A 17060-nucleotide genomic window follows, 5' to 3' on the forward strand; every position below is an offset into this window, starting at 1 on the left:
AAGATAGCCCCAGGCACCGCGCCTGGGGCTTTTTTACGTCTGCACCTCAGCCCAGGCGCCTCTCAGCCCGGCCCCGTCACCAGCCGGTCGAACAGCTGCGCATCGCCCATCTGCCCCCCTTTGAGCATCAGCTCCAGCCCATCGATGCGCGCATCATCGCTGCGTGCCACGCTCATGGTCACTCCGGGCGCTAGGGTGCTGTGGAAGGCCAGCCCCCACAGCCCCAACGCCTGCGTCGCCAGGCTGGAGGTATCGCCGCCCGCAATGCCCAAGCGCTTGAGGGGCTGGCCCTGTGCCGCCATCAGGCGCAAGGTCTCTGCCAGCAATTGCGCGCTGCGCTGTGCCACCGCTGCCGTGGTCGCGGCGTCTAGGGTCTGATCGGGTCGGCTGGTGTGCGCCAGCATAGGGCGCCCCTCGTGCAGACCCTGGGCCAGCTGGGCCGCACAGGCGGGCAGATAGCCCTGCTCGGCCAACAGCCGGCCCACATCCACCTCCCGCTTGTCAAACTGCTGGCTGGCCGCGATCTGCTGGCGGGAGACCGGCGACAAGCTACCCACCAGCACCAGCACCGGGCCCTGCGCGGGCGCCAGCGGTTCAGCCGCTGGCACTTCCCCCAACAACCCCAGTTGGCGCCAGACTGCTATCAGGCACTGCTCCACGCCGCTGGGCCCCACGGCCAGCAACGGCGACTGCTGCGCGCGTGCCCACAGCAGCGCGCCAATCTGCGGCAGCTGGGCTTCGTGCACCAGGTCGATCAGCAAGGCATCCGGCGAAGGGCACTCTCCTTCTCGCGCTTCTTGCGCTTGCATCCAGCGCAGCAGCACCTCGGTATCGGCACCCGCCAGCTCCAGCTGCCGCGTGCTCAGCAGCCGAATATCGGCCAGCCCCTGCCTGGCCAGGTGCAGGCGCAGATCGGCCTCGTCCATGGGGGTGACGGGGTGATGCCGCATGGTGGGGTGGCGGTCAATACGGTGAACCGCACCACCCGGCCCCGCCTGCGCGAACAAATTGCCAAAGGCGCAGAAGCGCCCGATATTGGGCTGGCCGCCAACGATCACCGCAGGCGATGCGGGCGCCACCTTGCGCAAGGCCGCCACGGCCGCACCAATGCTGCCCACATGCGGGGCGCTGTCAAAGGTGGAGCAGCATTTGTAGTGCAGCAGCGGCGCGCCGCTGGCGGCCATGAACTGCGCCACCGGCGCCAGCACCTCGGCCATTGCGGCCGGCGGCAGGCTACGGGCGGCACCGGCAATGCCAATAGCCTGCAGGGGCCCGGCCTTGGCCCGTTGGGCCTCGGTCGGCACATCCAGAAAAAGCAGAGATCGCAGGCCGGCCTGCGCCACCGTGGCCAGGGTGTCGGTCGCACCGGTAAAGTCATCGCCATACCAGACAACGGCGGGCTGGCCGCGCAGCAAGGTGTCCAGCATGTGGCCTATCCGCGCTTGCCAAAAAACTGCAGTGCGCGCGCCAGCTCTGGCGCATGCCAAGCATAGTCGTCCAGGCTGCTGCCTTCGCGCACGGCAGCCCAGGCCTGGCGAATGCTCACTACGCCGGCAGCCGGGCCATCGGGATGGGCCAGAATGCCGCCGCCCGACATGAACAGCAGGTCATCGCTCTGCAACGCCGCCCAGGTGGCAGGCACCGTGCCCGCCCACTGGCCCGATGAAAACGCCGGCAGCACGCGGTCATCCTGCGCGGCAGACAGGCGCCGCTGGCAGTCTTGCGCCGATTCCACCACCTCGGCATCGGGCTGGGCAAACTTGCCCTGCAAGCCATGCACATGCACATGGTCCACACCGGCCAGGCGCCACAGGGTCTGGTAGGCCTGGTAGCCCATGCCCAGCATCGGGTCGCGTGACAGCGCACCATAGCCATTGCGATGCGCATGCAGCGCCAAGGGCGTGTGGCGCCGCAGGCTCTGGATGCCCGACAGCCCGCACCAGTTGATGCTGGCCATCACGCAGCTGCCGCCCTCCCGCTGCACCAGGTCGGCATGGCGCAGCATGGCGCTGGTCTCATCGGTGATGTTGAAGGCCACCATCACCCATTTGCCGGTGCGCTCCCGGTGCTCGCGGATCACGCGCATCACGGCAGGAATGCGCTCCTCAAGCGGCGCATGCGCCGGGTTGGCCGATACCTCATCGTCCTTGATAAAGTCCACACCCGCGTCGCACAGCTGCCGCACCAGGTCGGCCGTCTGCTGGGCCGATAGCCCCACATTGGGCTTGATGATGGTGCCCACCATCGCGCCCGCGCTGGCCCCAATGCTGCGCCGCGTGCCGGCCACGCCCATGGTCGGCAGATCGAACTGGTCACGGTAGTCCGGCGGCAGATCCAGGCGCTCCAGCCGCAGGCCCGATACCTCCCCCAGGTCATACAGATTGCCGCTGACCGTGGCGGCCAAGGTGGGCAGGTTGGCGCCCACATTGGCGATGGGGAAGGCGATGCGCACGCGGGCACGCTGCCAGTTCGCACCCGCGCCATAGCCTTGGCGCGCCAGCCAGGCATTGGGCAGGCTGGGCCGCTCCACCGTGCCCAGCGGCTGCACCTGCAGCACCTGGGCACGCGCGCGTGCCCGCAGGTCATCGGTCTCGCCGGCCACGCGGGTAAAGGTGCCGCAGGATTGCTCACCAGCCATCACCTCGGCCACGGCCTCGGGCGCCAGCGGCGTCTCGATCAGGTAGCTGGCTTCAAAATGGGTAGATTTCATCGCATTTCCAGGCCCAGGGCGGGCCGGCCATCACAGGGTGTTGAGGTCAGGGAAAGGGCGCACGGGGTTCTGGCCATCCCAGTCCTGGGAGGCCGCACGGATCAGATCAAACATCTTTCCCTTGGGGCCCATCACTTCGGACAGCTCGATCACCGTGCCCGGGTGGTATTCGGTGTCAAAGTAGATAAAGCGGCCGTTCTTGCCCACCTCGCCACTCATCTGCGGCTTGAAGCCCTGCGCCAGCAAGCGCTGCAGATCGGCGTCGTAATCGGTAGTCCAGTACGCCACATGCTGCAGGCCCGTGCGGCCCGCGCGCAGAAAATCGCGGTACATCGACGGCACATCGTTGCGCACCTGGATCAGCTCCACCTGCACAAAGCCCGAGTTGGCCAGCGCCACCGAGTTGTGCGGCTGGTAGCGCTCGCCTGCGTACTGGTAGTTCTCGATCGGCACCTGCGGGTTGTAGAACCAGGGGCCCACGCCCAAGGTCTCGCTCCAGTACTGCATCGCGGCCTCGATGTCGTCGACCACATAGCCCAGCTGGCGGATTTCTCCCAAAAAGCGGCTCATAGCTTGTCTTTCGTTTGTTGTTAAGTTGGTTGTTGCGTTGGTGGCATGGGCGCTGCCTCACGTGGGTGCACGCGATGCAGACCAAGGCCGGGAAGCTGGCCGGGTGGCCTTGGGGCCGCAGTCCGCTTATAAAAATCCGGTAGAAATCCAGGGAATGGCCGCGACAAAAAGCAGCCCGACAAACAGCGCCAGCATGTAGCCGCCGATGGGCCGAATGCCCTCGTTGGGGTTGACCTTGCTGATCGCGCAGGCGCCGTAGTAGCCCACGCCAAAGGGCGGCGCAAACAAGCCAATGCCCATCGCGAAGATCACGACCATTGCGTAATGCACCTCGTGCACGCCCACCTCCTTGGCGATGGGGAAGAGCAGCGGGCCAAACAGCACGATGGCGGGGATGCCTTCGAGCACACTGCCCAGCACGATGAAGCAGACGATGGAGATCGCGAGGAACCCCCAGCTGCCGCCCGGCATGCTGGTCATCGCCTTGGCCAGGTCCGACGAGAAGCCCGACTGCGTCAGCCCCCAGGCCATGCCAGTGGCGCAGCCGACAATCAGCATGATCGCGCCCGACAGCGAAGCGGTCTCGACCAGCATGGGCTTGAGGCGCCGCCAGTCAAAGCAGCGGTAGATGAACAGGCCCACCAGCACCGAATAGACCACGCCGATGGTGGAGACCTCGGTCGCCGTCGCAATGCCCTCCACGACCGCGGCGCGGATCACAAAGGGCAAGGCCAGCGCCGGCAGCGCGATCACCAGCAAGCGGCCAATCTGCTTGCCGCTAAAGCGCTCCACACCGCCCAGATCCTCTTTGCGGTAACGCCACCACACGACGCAGCACAGCGCAGCGCCCAGCACCACGGCGGGCAACATGCCGCCGGTAAACAGCGCGGCAATCGATATGCCGGTGACCGAGCCAATCGTGATCAGCACGATGGACGGCGGAATGGTCTCGGTCTGCGCGCCCGTCGCCGACAGCAGCGCGACCAGATCGCCCTCCTTGGCGCCGCGCTTTTTCATCTCGGGGAAGAGCACCGGCGCAATCGCCGCCATGTCGGCCACCTTCGATCCCGAGATGCCCGATACCAGGTACATCGCGCCAATCAGCACATAGGACAGCCCACCGCGCACGCGGCCCAGCAAGCTGGCCAGAAACTGGATCATCGCCTTGGCCATGCCGGTCATCTCTATGAGCGAGCCCAGAAAAATGAACATCGGCACCGCCAGCATGATCAGGTGCGACATGCCCTCATCCAGGCGCCCCACCATCACCACCAGCGGTGTGCGGGTGGTCAGCGCCAGGTAGCCAAAGGTGGCCAGCGCAAACGAGAACGCAATCGGCACACCGGCAAACACCGTGCCCGCCACCACCAGCACAAAAAAGATCACCAGGTTGAACTTGCCCAGGCTCTTGAACAGCGGCTGGCACAGCCAGAACAGCAGCACCAGCGCAGCCACCATGGCCACCGCCGCCAGCGCCTTTTGCCAGGTCGTCTGCGTGAGCAGGCGCAGCAGGGCCACCACGGCCATCAGGCCCATGCCCACCGGCAGCGCTGCGGCGCGCCAGGCATTGCTCAGCTCCATCGCCGGGGTGGTGATAAAGGCCTCCTCCTCCGCGTACTCGTAGGCGGGGCCCAGCACCATCAGCAAAAAGGCCAGCGATGCGGCCAGCGCAAAGGCCTCCAGCGCCGCGCGCAGGCCTGGCCGCACATTGTTGATAAAGGCCGTCATGCGCATGTGCTCGCCCCGGCGCAGCGCCACCACGGCGCCCAGCATGGACAGCCACAGAAACATCAGCGAAGCCAGCTCATCGGACCAGACCAGCGGCTGGTGGAACACATAGCGTGCCACCACGCCGGCAAACAGCACGATGATTTCGGCCAGCACCAAGGCAGCGGCCGCTGTCTCGACGATGGCGCCCAGGCCACGGTCAACGCCACGCGCGAGCGAGGCCAAGGCGTTGTCGGGCGGCGCAGCAGAGTGCCCCGCCAGCGCGGGGGTTGCAGGGTGGGACATGGCAATGCTCTTTCAGGGCGTGAATCAGAGCAGCGCTCAAGCGAGCTTGCCAACGGCGCCTTCGAGCAGGCTCCACACGTCCTTGCCAAAGCGGCCTTGCCAATCCTTGTAAAAGCCCGAGCTGCGCAGCGCTGCGCGAAAGCTCTCCGCATCGGGCTGGTTGAACTGCAGGCCCTTGCTGGCCAGATCGGCCTGCACCGAGGCATTGAGCTGGCTGATATCCGCACGCTGCGCCATGCCGGCATCGTTGATCGCCGTGGCCACGATCTTCTTCAGGTCGGCTGGCAGGCTCTCCCACATGCGGCCATTGGCAATGAACCAGTAGCCGTCCCAGATATGGTTGGTCAGCGAGCAGAACTTCTGCACCTCGTACAGCTTGGCCACCTGGATGATCGGCAGCGGGTTCTCCTGCGCATCCACAATGCGCGTCTGCAGCGACGAGTACACCTCGGAGAACTGCAGGCTGGCCGGCGCAGCGCCCAGGCCCTTGAACATCGCAATCGGCATCGGGCTCACCGGCACGCGGATCTTGAGGCCATCCATGTCCTTGGCGCTTTGCACCGCGCCCTTGCTGCTGGTGGTCTGACGGAAACCGTTGTCCCACATCTTGTCGAACGCATAGAGCTTGCGCTTGGCAATCTCGGCCCGCACCATCGCACCCAGCTGGCCGTCCATGGCCTTCCAGACCTGGTCGTAGTTGGTAAACGCAAAGCCCACCGCATTGATGGCCGCTGCCGGGACCAAGGTGGCAATCACCAGCGCGGACGGTGTGAAGAAATCGATACCGCCCGAGCGCACCTGCGCCAGCATGTCGGTATCCCCGCCCAGCTGGTTGTTGGGGTAGATGGCCAGCTCAACGCGGCCATTGGTTTCCTTGCGGATGCGGTCGGCCGCCTCTTGCGCGCGGACGTTGAGCGGGTGGCTGAGCGGCAGGTTGTTGCCGTATTTGAGCGAGAACTCGGCCGCACGGGCGATCAATGGAAAGCCCGACACCATGCCCGCGGCAGGCAGGGCGGTCAGTCCCTTGATGAGGGAACGGCGGCTGAGTTCGGTCATGCTTGTCTCCTAGTATTTGATTTGAATTGATGTAATGGCACAGATCTCATACTGGAAGATATGCAAACGACTTGCTATAGTCAAACGCACAAAATGATTGAATCTGATGTTTTTTGATGCCCCATAACCCCGCAGTGCCTAGCCAGCGCCTCACGCTCAAGACCGTGGCCGCCCTGGCGGGCGTGTCTACCGCCACCGCCGACCGGGTGCTGAACCAGCGCCCCGGCGTGCGCCCCATCACCGTGCAGAAGGTGCGCCAGGCCGCGCAGGCCCTGGGCTACCTGCCCGATGCCCTGGCCGATGCCGCGCCCCAATCCGCGCCCTGGAAGCTGGCCTTTGTGTTGCCCCAGGGACAGAACCCCTACCTGCGTATGCTCGGCGACACCATTGGCTTTTCAGAAAGCCACCAGGCGCCGTTCAATGTGAAATGCCAGGTGGAATATGTCGAGAGCTTCAACCCCGAAGCGCTGGCCGCCACCTTGCTGCGCCTGGGCAAGCGCGTGCAGGGCATCGCCTTCATGGCCATCGAGCACCCGGCCGTGCGCGAAGCGGTGCAGCAACTCGCAGACCGGGGCGTACCCACCTTGACCGTCATCTCGGACCTGGACAACAGCGCCCGCATCGCCTACGTGGGGCTGGACAACCGGGCCGCCGGCCGCACCGCTGCCTACCTGCTGGCCCGCTTTATCGGCAGCCAGCGCCGCGATGCGCAAATCGCACTGATCGCAGGATCGCGCAGCTACCTGGCGCATGAGGAGCGCGAGGGCGGTTTTCTGCAACTGCATGCCGAGCAGTTCCCCGACATGCAGATCCTGGGCCTGCGCGAGAGCTATGACGACTCCTCCCGCAACTACCAGCAAACCAAGGAGCTGCTGCAGCGCCACCCGCACATCGCTGGCATCTACAACATCGGCGGTTCATCCGATGGCGTAGGCCGCGCGCTGCAGGAGGCCGGCCGCGAGCACCAGGTCGTCCTCATCGGCCACGGCCTCACCCCCGACACCCGCGCCCTGCTGATCAACGGCACCATGGACGCCGTCATCACCCAAAGCCACCTGGGCATCATCATGAGCTGCATCCGCATGTTCAGCAATCTGCGCGACCAGCTCGACACGATGACGGCGGTGGACATTGTGCGGAGTCAGGTTATTTTTCGGGAGAATTTGCCTTGATGGGCGGGGTCCCCATTGCGGTACACGCGCCAAGCACGTACCTAACTCACATACCTCCTGTAGCTAGAATCCACTCCCAAGTGCACTTCAGCGGAATCCCCCGCCTCCCCCAACCCAAGGAATGACATGCATCCTGTACCGCGCTTGGCCCAACAGCTTGTCACTGAATGGGCTGAAGACCTAGCCCCTGTCCTTGGCCGCTCTGTTGAAGAAATACAGCAAAAGGGCCTGGGCGCAGCAGACTTTCCATCGAACGGAAGCTTGCACATCAAACTGATGGACGGCTCGTTTGTTCAGTTCGAACACGCATTCCATGTGGTCAATGCGCGGAAGTTCGCGATTGCAGTGTTCACCGAACACTGCGGCTACCATGTCTTCCCTTTCCATGAAGCCGAGGTGTCCCGTATCCAGCGCGAGGTTCTGTTTGTGCAAGCGTTTTAGGGATCTATCCATTCCCGCAACCAATCGATCCCAACGCGCCGGTCGGCTCCGTCACATCTCATCAATCGCCGTACTTGCAGCGCTACCCTGCGCCCCCGCCAGCCCTTCCCCCGCCTCAATCGCAAAGCGTTCCCGGCAGTTGATGTAGAAGCTCGCGCCAAAGCGCCCTACGGGGAAGAACTCCTGCAGGCGCACCCGCCATTTTTCGGTGTCGACCAGGCCGTCACGCACGGCCAGCCATTGCACGCGGCCGATAAAGACATAGCGGCTCGCGGTTTCCAAGGTTTCGTGCAGCAAGCATTCGAAGGCGACGGGGGCTTGCACGATGCGTGGGGGGCGCACGCTTTGGGAGGGGGTGGCTGTCAGGCCCGTGTGGTCCAGCTCGCTCTCGTGCGGGGCCAGGCGGTCGCCGCAGCGGTGCATCGCGGCGGCCATCGCTTCGTCGGCGATGTGCACCACAAACTCCTTGTCGCGCAGGATGTTGGTGGCGGTGTCCTTTTGCGCGGTGTCCTGCAGCTTGTTCACGCTCAGCATCACCACCGGTGGGTCCTCGCCCATCATGTTGAACATGCTAAAAGGCGCGGCGTTGACGGTGCCGTCGGCGCCCAGGGTCGTCACCAAGGCTATGGGGCGCGGCACGATCAGGCTGGCCATCAGCTTGTAGCGTTCGTAGGTGCCCAGCTGGGCAAAGTCGATCTCGGTCATGGGCGCTTTCTCATCGTCTGAATGGCGCATTTTGCTTGCAATTGCCATGCCGGGGCGGCGCCGCCCCAGTAGCCGACCAAGCATGTATACAAGCTGCACCAAGCAGAGGCGCGGCCATGCATCTGCGCGTGCACGCCACAGCTGCATCACCTGGCATTTGCACCAGGCTGGTGCAGCTACGCACGCCAATACAGGGGCTTACAAACTGGCACCGATCTTGCAAACGACCTTGTATGCAACATCGGAGGCTCCCCATGCACAAGCGCAGTTTTCTGAAGACCACCGTCGCCGCTCTGGCGCTGTCCTGGGGTGCGGCCCAGGCGGCAGATATGCCCATCAAGTTCCAGCTCGACTGGCGCTTTGAGGGGCCTGCCGCCTTCTTTTTGCAGCCGGTCGCGCAAGGCCTGTTCAAGGCCCAGGGGCTGGATGTGAGCGTGGATGCCGGCAATGGATCGGGCGGCGCGGTGCAGCGCGTGGCATCGGGCACCTATGACATGGGTTTTGCCGACCTGGCCTCGGTGATGGAGTTCCATGCCAACAACCCCGACGCGCCCAACAAGCCCGTCGCCGTGATGGTGGTCTACAACAACACGCCCGCCTCGGTGATGGCGCTCAAGAAGTCGGGCATCAAGACCCCGGCCGATCTGAGCGGCAAGAAGCTGGGCGCGCCGGTGTTCGATGCCGGCCGCAAGGCCTTCCCCATTTTTGAAAAGGCCAATGGCGTGAGCAACGTAGCCTGGACCGCCATGGACCCGCCGCTGCGCGAAACCATGCTGGTGCGCGGCGATGTCGATGCCATCACCGGCTTTACTTTTACCAGCCTGCTGAACCTGGAGGCGCGCGGCGCCAAGGCCAGCGATGTGGTGGTGATGCAGTACGCCGACTATGGCGTCAAGCTCTACGGCAATGTGATCATCGCCAGCCCCAAGATGATCCAGGAGCGGCCCGAGGCGATCAAGAAGTTCCTGACCGCCTTTGCCCAGGGCGCCAAGGGCGTGATCGCCAACCCGGCCCAGGCGATCCAGTCCGTCAAGGCGCGTGATGGCATCGCCAATGTGGCGCTGGAAACGCGCCGCCTGCAGCTGGCGATCGACACCGTCATCAACAGCGCCGACGCCCGCAAGGAAGGCTTTGGGCGCCTCGACAGCAGCCGCCTGAGCCTGATGGCCGCCCAGGTCTCCGATGCCTATGGCACCAAGACCCGCGTCAAGGCAGAAGTCGTCTGGAACGGCAGCTTTCTGCCGCCCGCCGCCGTGCTGGATGTGCTCCCGAAAAAGTAAGCCATCCACCAGCTGAGCACACCGCATCGCCCCGCTCCCTTTCACCGATCCCCCACCACCTGACGAGACCTCCCCGTGAAAAAACGCAGCTTCCTCCACGCATCCCTCGCCCTGCTGGCCGCCGCCAGCACCTGCAGCGCCCTGGCCCAGCCGCTGACGCCGCTCAAGTTCCAGCTCGACTGGCGCTTTGAAGGCCCGGCCGCGCTCTTTGTGCACCCCGAGCAAAAGGGCTACTTCAAGCAGGCAGGTCTGGATGTGACGGTGGAAGCTGCCAGCGGCGCGGGCGCGATCCAGCGCGTGGCCTCGGGCACGCATGACCTGGGCTTTGCCGACCTGGCGGCGCTGATGGAGTTCCATGCCAACAACCCCGATGCGCCGATCAAACCGGTCGCGATCATGGTGATCTACAACACCACGCCAGCATCGGTGATGGCACTGAAGAAATCGGGCATCACCAAGGCCAGCGACCTGACCGGCAAGAAGATGGGCGCGCCGATTTTTGACGCAGGCCGCCGCACCTTCCCAATCTTTGCGCAAGCCAATGGCGTGGGCGCCGTGCAGTGGACGACGATGGACCCACCGCTGCGCGAAACCATGCTGGTGCGTGGTGATCTGGATGCCGTCACCGGCTACACCTTCACCAGCCTGCTCAACCTGGAAGCGCGTGGCATCAAGGCCGAAGACGTGGTGGTGCTGCCCTATGCCACCCATGGCGTGCAGCTCTACGGCAATGTCATCATCGCCAGCCCCAAGCTGATTGCCGAGAAGCCCGAAGCGGTGCGCGCCTTCCTCAAGGCGTTTGCGAAAGGCGCCAAGGAAGCGATTGCCGATCCGCAGGCCGCCATTGCCTCGCTCAAGGCCAAGGATGGCCTGGTCAATGTGCCGCTGGAGGTGAAGCGCCTCAAGCTCACCATCGACACCGCCATCGACAGCAAGGGCGCGCGCGAAGAAGGCTTTGGCCAGCTGCGCCCCGAGCGCCTGGGCCTGATGGCCGAGCAGGTCGCCAAGGCCTACGAAACCAAGAACCCCGTGCCCGCCCAAGCAGTGTGGAACGGCAGCTTTCTGCCCAGCGCTGCCGAGCTGAACATCCTCCCCAAGCGCTGATCCCGCCGCCTGCAGGGCGCTGCCCGCGCCCTGCCCTTTTGAAGACGATTGCACCCTATGACGGCCTCCCTCCAAGACCCTGCCTTTGTTGAGTTTCGCGATGTCTGGCTGGCTTACAACGACGAGTTGCAGGCCAAGAACCAGTTCGCTGTCGAAGCCATTGACCTGCAAGTGCGCCGTGGCGAGTTCATCGCCATCGTCGGCCCCTCGGGCTGCGGCAAATCCACCTTCATGAAGCTGGCCACCGGCCTGCGCATGCCCAGCATTGGCAAGATCCGCATCGATGGCCAGCCCGTCACCGGCCCGCTCAAGATATCGGGCATGGCCTTCCAGTCGCCATCGCTCTTGCCCTGGCGTACCACGGTCGACAATGTGCTGCTGCCGCTGGAGATCGTCGAGCCCCACCGCAGCCAGTTCAAGGCCCGGCGCCAGGAGTACGAAGAGCGTGCCCGCCGCCTGCTGCAAAAGGTCGGCCTCGCGGGCTATGAGGACAAGTTCCCCTGGGAGCTGTCGGGCGGCATGCAGCAGCGCGCCAGCATCTGCCGCGCGCTGATCCACGAGCCCAAGATGCTGCTGCTCGACGAGCCCTTTGGCGCCCTCGATGCCTTCACCCGCGAAGAGCTCTGGTGCATCCTGCGCGATCTGCATGCCGAGCAGCAGTTCAACGTCATCCTCGTCACGCATGACCTGCGCGAATCGGTGTTCCTGGCCGACTCCATTTATGTGATGAGCAAGAGCCCCGGCCGCTTTGTGGTGCGCCGCCATATCGACATCCCCCGCCCGCGCGATCTGGAGCTGACCTACACCAAGGAGTTCAGCGACATCGTGCATGAGCTGCGCGGCCACATCGGCGCGATGCGCAAGACCGGCACCGTGATCAACCAGTAAGCGCCCAGGCCCATTCACTTATGTACAAGCTCAACAACCCCAAGCTCGAACGCTGGTCGCCCTGGCTGCTGCTGGCGGCCGTCGTCATCGTTTGGCAAATCATCTGCTCGGCCTTCCAGGTGTCGGAGTTCATCTTCCCCAGCCCCTTGCTGATCTGGCAGCAGTTTCTGGAGTTCCACGCCGTCATCGCCGCGCATGCCTGGCGCACCTTCTGGGTGACGATGGCAGGCTTTGGCGTGGCCATCGTCGTCGGTGTTTTGCTGGGCTTTTTTATTGGCAGCTCGCGCCTGGCCTACGCCGCCGTCTACCCGCTGATGACCGCCTTCAACGCGCTGCCCAAGGCCGCCTTTGTGCCCATTCTCGTCGTGTGGTTTGGCATCGGCATTGGCCCGGCCATCCTCACCGCGTTTCTGATCAGCTTCTTCCCCATCATGGTCAACATCGCCACCGGCCTGGCGACCTTGGAGCCCGAGCTGGAAGACGTCTTGCGCGTGCTGGGCGCCAAACGCTGGGATGTCCTCATCAAGGTCGGCCTGCCCCGCTCGCTGCCCTATTTCTACGGCTCGCTCAAGGTTGCCATCACCCTCGCCTTTGTCGGCACCACCGTGTCCGAGATGACCGCCGCCAACGAAGGCATTGGCTACCTGCTGATCTCTGCGGGCTCCTCCATGCAAATGGGCCTGGCTTTTGCGGGCCTGTTGGTGGTGGGTGCGATGGCCATGGTGATGTATGAGCTGTTCAGCTTTGTTGAGAAGCGGACCACCGCATGGGCGCACCGGGGTGGTGACAACCGCTAATGCGGTGCCGCTGATCTGCCGATCCCAGTCGATATCTGCCGAAATCAGGCAGACCAAAGCAGAGGGGCCTATGAAGGCCCCTTTGTGCTTTGGAATGGACTCGCGCTAGATCTGCACCGCACGGCCGATGAACTGGATCGGCCCCGTCGGCTTGCCAATCGGCGATCCACCTGCGGGCTCCAGGGTCAACTCAAACAGCTGGTTGGGCTGCAGCGGCGGCAGCTTGTCCACAGGCACCTCAATCGCTTCACCCGGTTTGACCAGGCCCAGCGACACCGGGGCGCTCCAGCCATCGGCCTTGGTCCAGAACTGCAAGGATTTCTCGGCCGGCACCACATCGGAGCCCAGCGGCACCAGGCGCAGCCGGTCAGCCGCCTGGGCCTGCACCAGCCAGCCAGGGGCCTGGCTTTGCGGCGCAGCCAGCACCACAAAGTAGCGGGCGGGGCCAGGCGCAGGGGCGGGGCCCAGCACCAGCACACCGGCCAGCACCGCAGCGGCTGCAAAACCGCTGCCGGCCAGGCCACGCCACAGCGCCAGGCTGTCCCAATCCCACCAACGGCGCGGCACTGCGGCGGCGGCGCGCTGCGGCTCGGCTGCGGGCCACAGGCTGGCGGTAATGCGCGGCCACAGGCCAGGGCTCGGCTCTTGCGGTGGGGCGAGAGTTGTCAAGGGTTGCAGGCGCTGTTCCCAGGCATCCACGGCGGCGCGCAGCTCCGGGTCATGCTGCAGACGCTCTTCGATTGCGCGGCGCTCTGCAGCATCCTGCGTGCCCAGCACATACTGGCCGGCCAGCGTCTGCAGGTCGTCCGGGCTGTCGCCATCGGGCGGCAAATGGTTGTTGGTATCGGCGCTCATTGCATGCATTCCCGCAGGGCGCGCAGGCCCCTCTGTATCCACGCTTTGACGGTTCCCAGCGGGGCTTGCACCCGCGCTGCAATCTCACTGTGGCTGCAGCCATCTACATAGGCATGCAGCAGGCATTCACGGCGCTGCGGCTCTAGCCCTTCGAGGCACTGGCCCAGGCGGCCCAGTTGGGCCTGGCGGTCCAGGGCATCGCCCTCTTCCTGCCAGGCAGCCATCGCGGCGCTGGCCTCATAGGCAGCGGCGGTCGGCTCATCCAGTGTGCTTTCGCGGGCGCTGCTGCGCACTCGGTTCAATGCGGCATGCCGAACAATGCTATAGATCCAGCCTCTAGCCGCACCACGCGCCGCATCAAAACTGTGGGCCTTGCTCCAGATCGCCACAAAGGCATCGTGCAGCACATCCTCGGCTGCGGCGCGGTTGCGCACTATGCGCAAGGCCACCCCCAGCAGATAACGCGATTCATGCTCGTAGATACGCTGCAGCGCATGGCGGTCGCCACGTGCGCAAGCTTCTAGCGCCAAGGCATGGTCAAAACTGTCGTCGGTCACAAAAGCGGCTGGCGGCATGGAGATTTAGGGGAAGAAGGAGCAAGACGTCCTTCTTCGAGTGTAGCCGCTACCGCACAGAAACTTACATAGGCTTCCAGAAGATGTAGTCAGCCTGGTACTGCACCACCGCCTTCTGGCCCTTCTGTGCTGGCGTGCAAGGCTTGTCAGCCGGTGCCACACCGCCCTTCAAGGCCACGCGCTGGATATGGCTCACGCCCACCAGTGCACCGCTGCCCATTGCAGGGTTGGCCTTCACCAGCTGGTAGGGCAGATTGCCGGCACCCGATGGCGCCACGGCCAGCTGCGTTGCCGTCAGCTTGGAGCCATCATTCGCTTCCCAGGTAGCGGGTGGGCCATAGTAGCGGCCCACCGTCTTGCCAGCGCGGTCCTTCAGCACGGCATCGGGGCCCACAAACACCCACTCGGTCTGGCCGGGGGCATTGGCCTTGTCGCGGCATTCGTAGGTGATGTCACCGCTACCCACTGTCTCCCAGGCCACCTTGTGGCCGGCTGGCACCTGGATTTCTGCTGGCAGCGAAGCCTGCGAGAAAGCCATGTCCTTTTTATGCATCGAGCCGCAGGCGGTGAGCAGGCCGAGGGAGGCCACTGCGGTGGCGATGGCGGCGATACGGGGAGCTGTGCGAGAGGTCAACATACGAGTTCTCCTAAGTTAGGGGGACAGGACGGGAGTAAAAACAGCGCTGTTTGGTGTGTGCTGTTAGTAGTACTAGTCCTCTGTGGCATGTTTGGATGCAGTGGATGCAGAATTTTTTTGCGCACCCTGCATCACTCCCCTGCTTCACCTCTTTGCAAAACTATTTCTAGATTTGTTGAATCCACTGCGCCATCCGCTGCGTATTCCAAACAGCCGCAACGTTTTTTCGGCTGTTCATCCACACGCAAGGAGCATCTCATGGCCTCGATCCAAAGTACGCGCAAACTGGTCTCTTATGGCATGGCTTTCATGGTGGCAAGCACCTCCATGGCGGCGATCGCCAAAGACGTGATGGTGGGCGGCGCGCCCATGCTGCCCACCAAGGACATCATCGACAACGCCGTCAACTCCAAGGACCACACCACCCTGGTGGCAGCAGTCAAGGCAGCGGGCCTGGTGGATACGCTGAAGGGCCCCGGACCCTTCACCGTGTTTGCCCCGACCAATGCAGCATTTGCCGCCCTGCCCGCCGGCACGGTAGACAACCTGCTCAAGCCTGAAAACAAGGCCATGCTGACCACCGTGCTGACCTACCACGTGGTGGCAGGCAAGTGGGATGCCGCAGCGATCAGCAAGATGATCAAGGATGGCGGAGGCATGGCCAGCATCAAGACCGTCAGCGGCGGTACCTTGGTGGCCAAAGCCCAAGGCTCCAAGGTCATGCTGACGGACGAGAAAGGCGGCACCGCCACCGTCACCATCCCCGATGTCTACCAATCCAATGGCGTGATCCATGTGATCGACAAGGTGCTGCTGCCTAAATAAGGCTGGCATCCGCTGATGGGGCCGCAGCCACTGCAGTGCATGCAGGGCTGTAGCCACCAGGCACCCCGCTGCAGGCCGCCGATATGGGCCTGCAGCTTTGGCGTTTGCGTGCTGGCATATACAGGCCGGGTGCAAGCAGATGGCCCCGCTGCGGCAGGTGTAGCCACTGCATCTAAAGCAGCGCGCCTTTTGTCCAAAAACACGGCATAGCCATCCATTGCGCCTAAGGCGCAGGCGCCGCCCCTGGGCTGGAGTACAGTAAGCGCCATCTTGCGGCCTGGCAGCAGCCAGCGCCCACTCCCAGCAACCAGCTCCTGCCCACGCATGCCGATCTCCTTCACGCCCGTCAAGGCCGCCAACTCCCTCGCCGACCAAGTGGCCCAGGCGCTGGAGGCCAGCATTCGGCAAGGACACATGCAACCGGGCGACCGCCTGCCCACAGAGCTGCTGCTGGTCGCGCAGTTTGGGGTGAGCCGCACCGTAGTGCGAGAAGCCCTGTCCCGCCTCAAATCCAGCGGACTGGTCGCCTCGCGCCAAGGCAGCGGCGTCTTTGTGCAAGCCCCCCGGGCTGAACCGCTCGATCTGGAAAAAGGCCATGCCGCCTCGCAAGAGGCCGTTATCCAAATCGTAGAAGTACGCCGCGCGTTAGAGGCCGAAGTGGCAGAACTAGCGGCCGCCCGCCGCAGCACCGCCGATCTGCGCCGCATCCGCGCTGGCGTCAAGGCCTTGGCCAAAGCCGTAGCCGATGGCAAAGACGGTGTAGCCGAAGACGTCGCCCTGCACCGCGTCATCGCCCAGGCCTCCGGCAACCCTTTTCTGCTCAGTACTTTGGATTACCTGTCGCAGGTGCTGGCGGGTGCCACGCGCATTACCCGCGCCAATGAGGCGCGGCGGCAGGATTTTGCCGCTGCCGTGACGCAAGAGCATGCGCGGATTGTGGAGGCGATTGAGGCGGGGGATCCGGCGGCTGCGCGGGCGGCTGCGACAGCGCATATGAATAACGCGATTGACCGGATCCGGCAGGCGGATCCGGCGTTTTGGCGGCAGGATGGGGAGCGGTTGGCTCGGGTGTTGTTGGGGGGGAAGGCGTGACTCGCGCACCTTGGTCCTGAAAAATTTAGCTTACTTGCTTTCAATGCCGCTTTGCTGACATTCCGGTTAACTTCTCAGCCTACTGCCATGGTGAAGACCCAATACCTGCTGTCCCAAAATTTCGATAGAAGTCTTCGAACGGGCAGCTAAAGGAAAGTAGTCCATCTCCACAACACGTAATGCACTCTAGAAACAGGGGGTGCAGCGAATCAGTCATTTGCAAACCCATCGAATCTAAGTGTAACACTCGGGCTGAGACGTCATGACCGGGCTTGGACTACCTAGCTTAGTGGCATGTGCTACGTAACTTAGTGCTTTAAGATTCAACGTTGCGAGACGT

The 17060-nt window shown here is 64.0% G+C and carries 17 protein-coding genes; 8 read left to right on the plus strand and 9 right to left on the minus strand.

Annotated elements, in window-relative coordinates; translation table 11 throughout:
• Positions 1-62: 62 nt before the first annotated feature.
• The 5 genes from N4T19_RS09680 to N4T19_RS09700 all read right to left on the minus strand — a co-directional run bounded on the left by N4T19_RS09680 (position 63) and on the right by N4T19_RS09700 (position 6349).
• Positions 63-1427 carry a four-carbon acid sugar kinase family protein gene (locus N4T19_RS09680; RefSeq protein WP_260720065.1) on the minus strand — a complete coding sequence of 455 codons (1365 nt, stop codon included), beginning with the start codon at positions 1425-1427 and terminating at the stop codon, positions 63-65.
• A gap of 5 nt (positions 1428-1432) precedes the next feature.
• On the minus strand, positions 1433-2710 hold the full coding sequence (locus N4T19_RS09685; RefSeq protein ID WP_260720067.1) for a ribulose-bisphosphate carboxylase large subunit family protein: 1278 nt from the start codon (positions 2708-2710) through the stop codon (positions 1433-1435).
• Between the two features lie 30 nt (positions 2711-2740).
• The gene (locus N4T19_RS09690) at positions 2741-3280 is read right to left on the minus strand and encodes a VOC family protein (RefSeq protein ID WP_182342991.1); all 540 of its coding nucleotides are present in this window, start codon (positions 3278-3280) and stop codon (positions 2741-2743) included.
• A gap of 126 nt (positions 3281-3406) precedes the next feature.
• Positions 3407-5293 (minus strand): TRAP transporter large permease, encoded by a 1887-nt coding sequence (locus tag N4T19_RS09695; RefSeq protein WP_116925803.1) that lies wholly within the window; start codon positions 5291-5293, stop codon positions 3407-3409.
• Positions 5294-5329: 36 nt separating this feature from the next.
• Positions 5330-6349 carry a TRAP transporter substrate-binding protein gene (locus N4T19_RS09700; protein ID WP_116925802.1) on the minus strand — a complete coding sequence of 340 codons (1020 nt, stop codon included), beginning with the start codon at positions 6347-6349 and terminating at the stop codon, positions 5330-5332.
• A gap of 116 nt (positions 6350-6465) precedes the next feature.
• Between N4T19_RS09700 and N4T19_RS09705 the strand changes: the two genes are divergently transcribed.
• The gene (locus N4T19_RS09705; protein WP_260720071.1) at positions 6466-7521 is read left to right on the plus strand and encodes a LacI family DNA-binding transcriptional regulator; all 1056 of its coding nucleotides are present in this window, start codon (positions 6466-6468) and stop codon (positions 7519-7521) included.
• 126 nt (positions 7522-7647) lie between these two features.
• Positions 7648-7962, plus strand: coding sequence for a hypothetical protein (locus N4T19_RS09710; protein WP_133248133.1), 315 nt, complete (start codon positions 7648-7650; stop codon positions 7960-7962).
• A 51-nt stretch (positions 7963-8013) separates the two neighbouring features.
• Here N4T19_RS09710 and N4T19_RS09715 read toward each other — a convergent pair whose 3' ends face one another.
• Complete coding sequence (locus N4T19_RS09715) at positions 8014-8667, minus strand: flavin reductase family protein (RefSeq protein WP_116925799.1); 654 nt, start codon at positions 8665-8667, stop codon at positions 8014-8016.
• A gap of 254 nt (positions 8668-8921) precedes the next feature.
• Here N4T19_RS09715 and N4T19_RS09720 point away from each other — a divergent pair, with 254 nt between their 5' ends.
• The 4 genes from N4T19_RS09720 to N4T19_RS09735 all read left to right on the plus strand — a co-directional run bounded on the left by N4T19_RS09720 (position 8922) and on the right by N4T19_RS09735 (position 12736).
• The gene (locus N4T19_RS09720) at positions 8922-9947 is read left to right on the plus strand and encodes an ABC transporter substrate-binding protein (protein WP_260720072.1); all 1026 of its coding nucleotides are present in this window, start codon (positions 8922-8924) and stop codon (positions 9945-9947) included.
• Between the two features lie 75 nt (positions 9948-10022).
• Complete coding sequence (locus tag N4T19_RS09725) at positions 10023-11051, plus strand: ABC transporter substrate-binding protein (protein ID WP_260720074.1); 1029 nt, start codon at positions 10023-10025, stop codon at positions 11049-11051.
• Positions 11052-11108: 57 nt separating this feature from the next.
• On the plus strand, positions 11109-11939 hold the full coding sequence (locus N4T19_RS09730) for an ABC transporter ATP-binding protein (protein ID WP_260720076.1): 831 nt from the start codon (positions 11109-11111) through the stop codon (positions 11937-11939).
• A 20-nt stretch (positions 11940-11959) separates the two neighbouring features.
• Positions 11960-12736 carry an ABC transporter permease gene (locus tag N4T19_RS09735; RefSeq protein WP_260720077.1) on the plus strand — a complete coding sequence of 259 codons (777 nt, stop codon included), beginning with the start codon at positions 11960-11962 and terminating at the stop codon, positions 12734-12736.
• A 105-nt stretch (positions 12737-12841) separates the two neighbouring features.
• On the opposite strand, the gene N4T19_RS09740 is transcribed toward N4T19_RS09735, so the two are convergent.
• From N4T19_RS09740 to N4T19_RS09750, 3 genes are all read right to left on the minus strand, one after another.
• Entirely contained in the window at positions 12842-13591 is a 750-nt protein-coding gene (locus tag N4T19_RS09740) for an anti-sigma factor (protein ID WP_260720079.1), read from the minus strand.
• A complete protein-coding gene (locus N4T19_RS09745; RefSeq protein WP_260720081.1) occupies positions 13588-14166 on the minus strand; it encodes a sigma-70 family RNA polymerase sigma factor in 579 nt (192 codons plus the stop codon). The genes N4T19_RS09740 and N4T19_RS09745 overlap by 4 nt, the downstream gene beginning before the upstream one ends.
• 64 nt (positions 14167-14230) lie before the next feature.
• Positions 14231-14803 (minus strand): DUF3455 domain-containing protein, encoded by a 573-nt coding sequence (locus N4T19_RS09750; protein ID WP_260720082.1) that lies wholly within the window; start codon positions 14801-14803, stop codon positions 14231-14233.
• A 258-nt stretch (positions 14804-15061) separates the two neighbouring features.
• Here N4T19_RS09750 and N4T19_RS09755 point away from each other — a divergent pair, with 258 nt between their 5' ends.
• Both N4T19_RS09755 and N4T19_RS09760 read left to right on the plus strand, forming a co-directional pair.
• Positions 15062-15628 (plus strand): fasciclin domain-containing protein, encoded by a 567-nt coding sequence (locus tag N4T19_RS09755; RefSeq protein ID WP_260720084.1) that lies wholly within the window; start codon positions 15062-15064, stop codon positions 15626-15628.
• Positions 15629-15952: 324 nt separating this feature from the next.
• On the plus strand, positions 15953-16720 hold the full coding sequence (locus N4T19_RS09760; protein ID WP_260720086.1) for a FadR/GntR family transcriptional regulator: 768 nt from the start codon (positions 15953-15955) through the stop codon (positions 16718-16720).
• The last annotated feature ends 340 nt before the right edge of the window (positions 16721-17060 follow it).

It is taken from the genome of Comamonas squillarum, from assembly GCF_025309455.1.
Lineage (GTDB): Bacteria > Pseudomonadota > Gammaproteobacteria > Burkholderiales > Burkholderiaceae_C > Comamonas > Comamonas squillarum.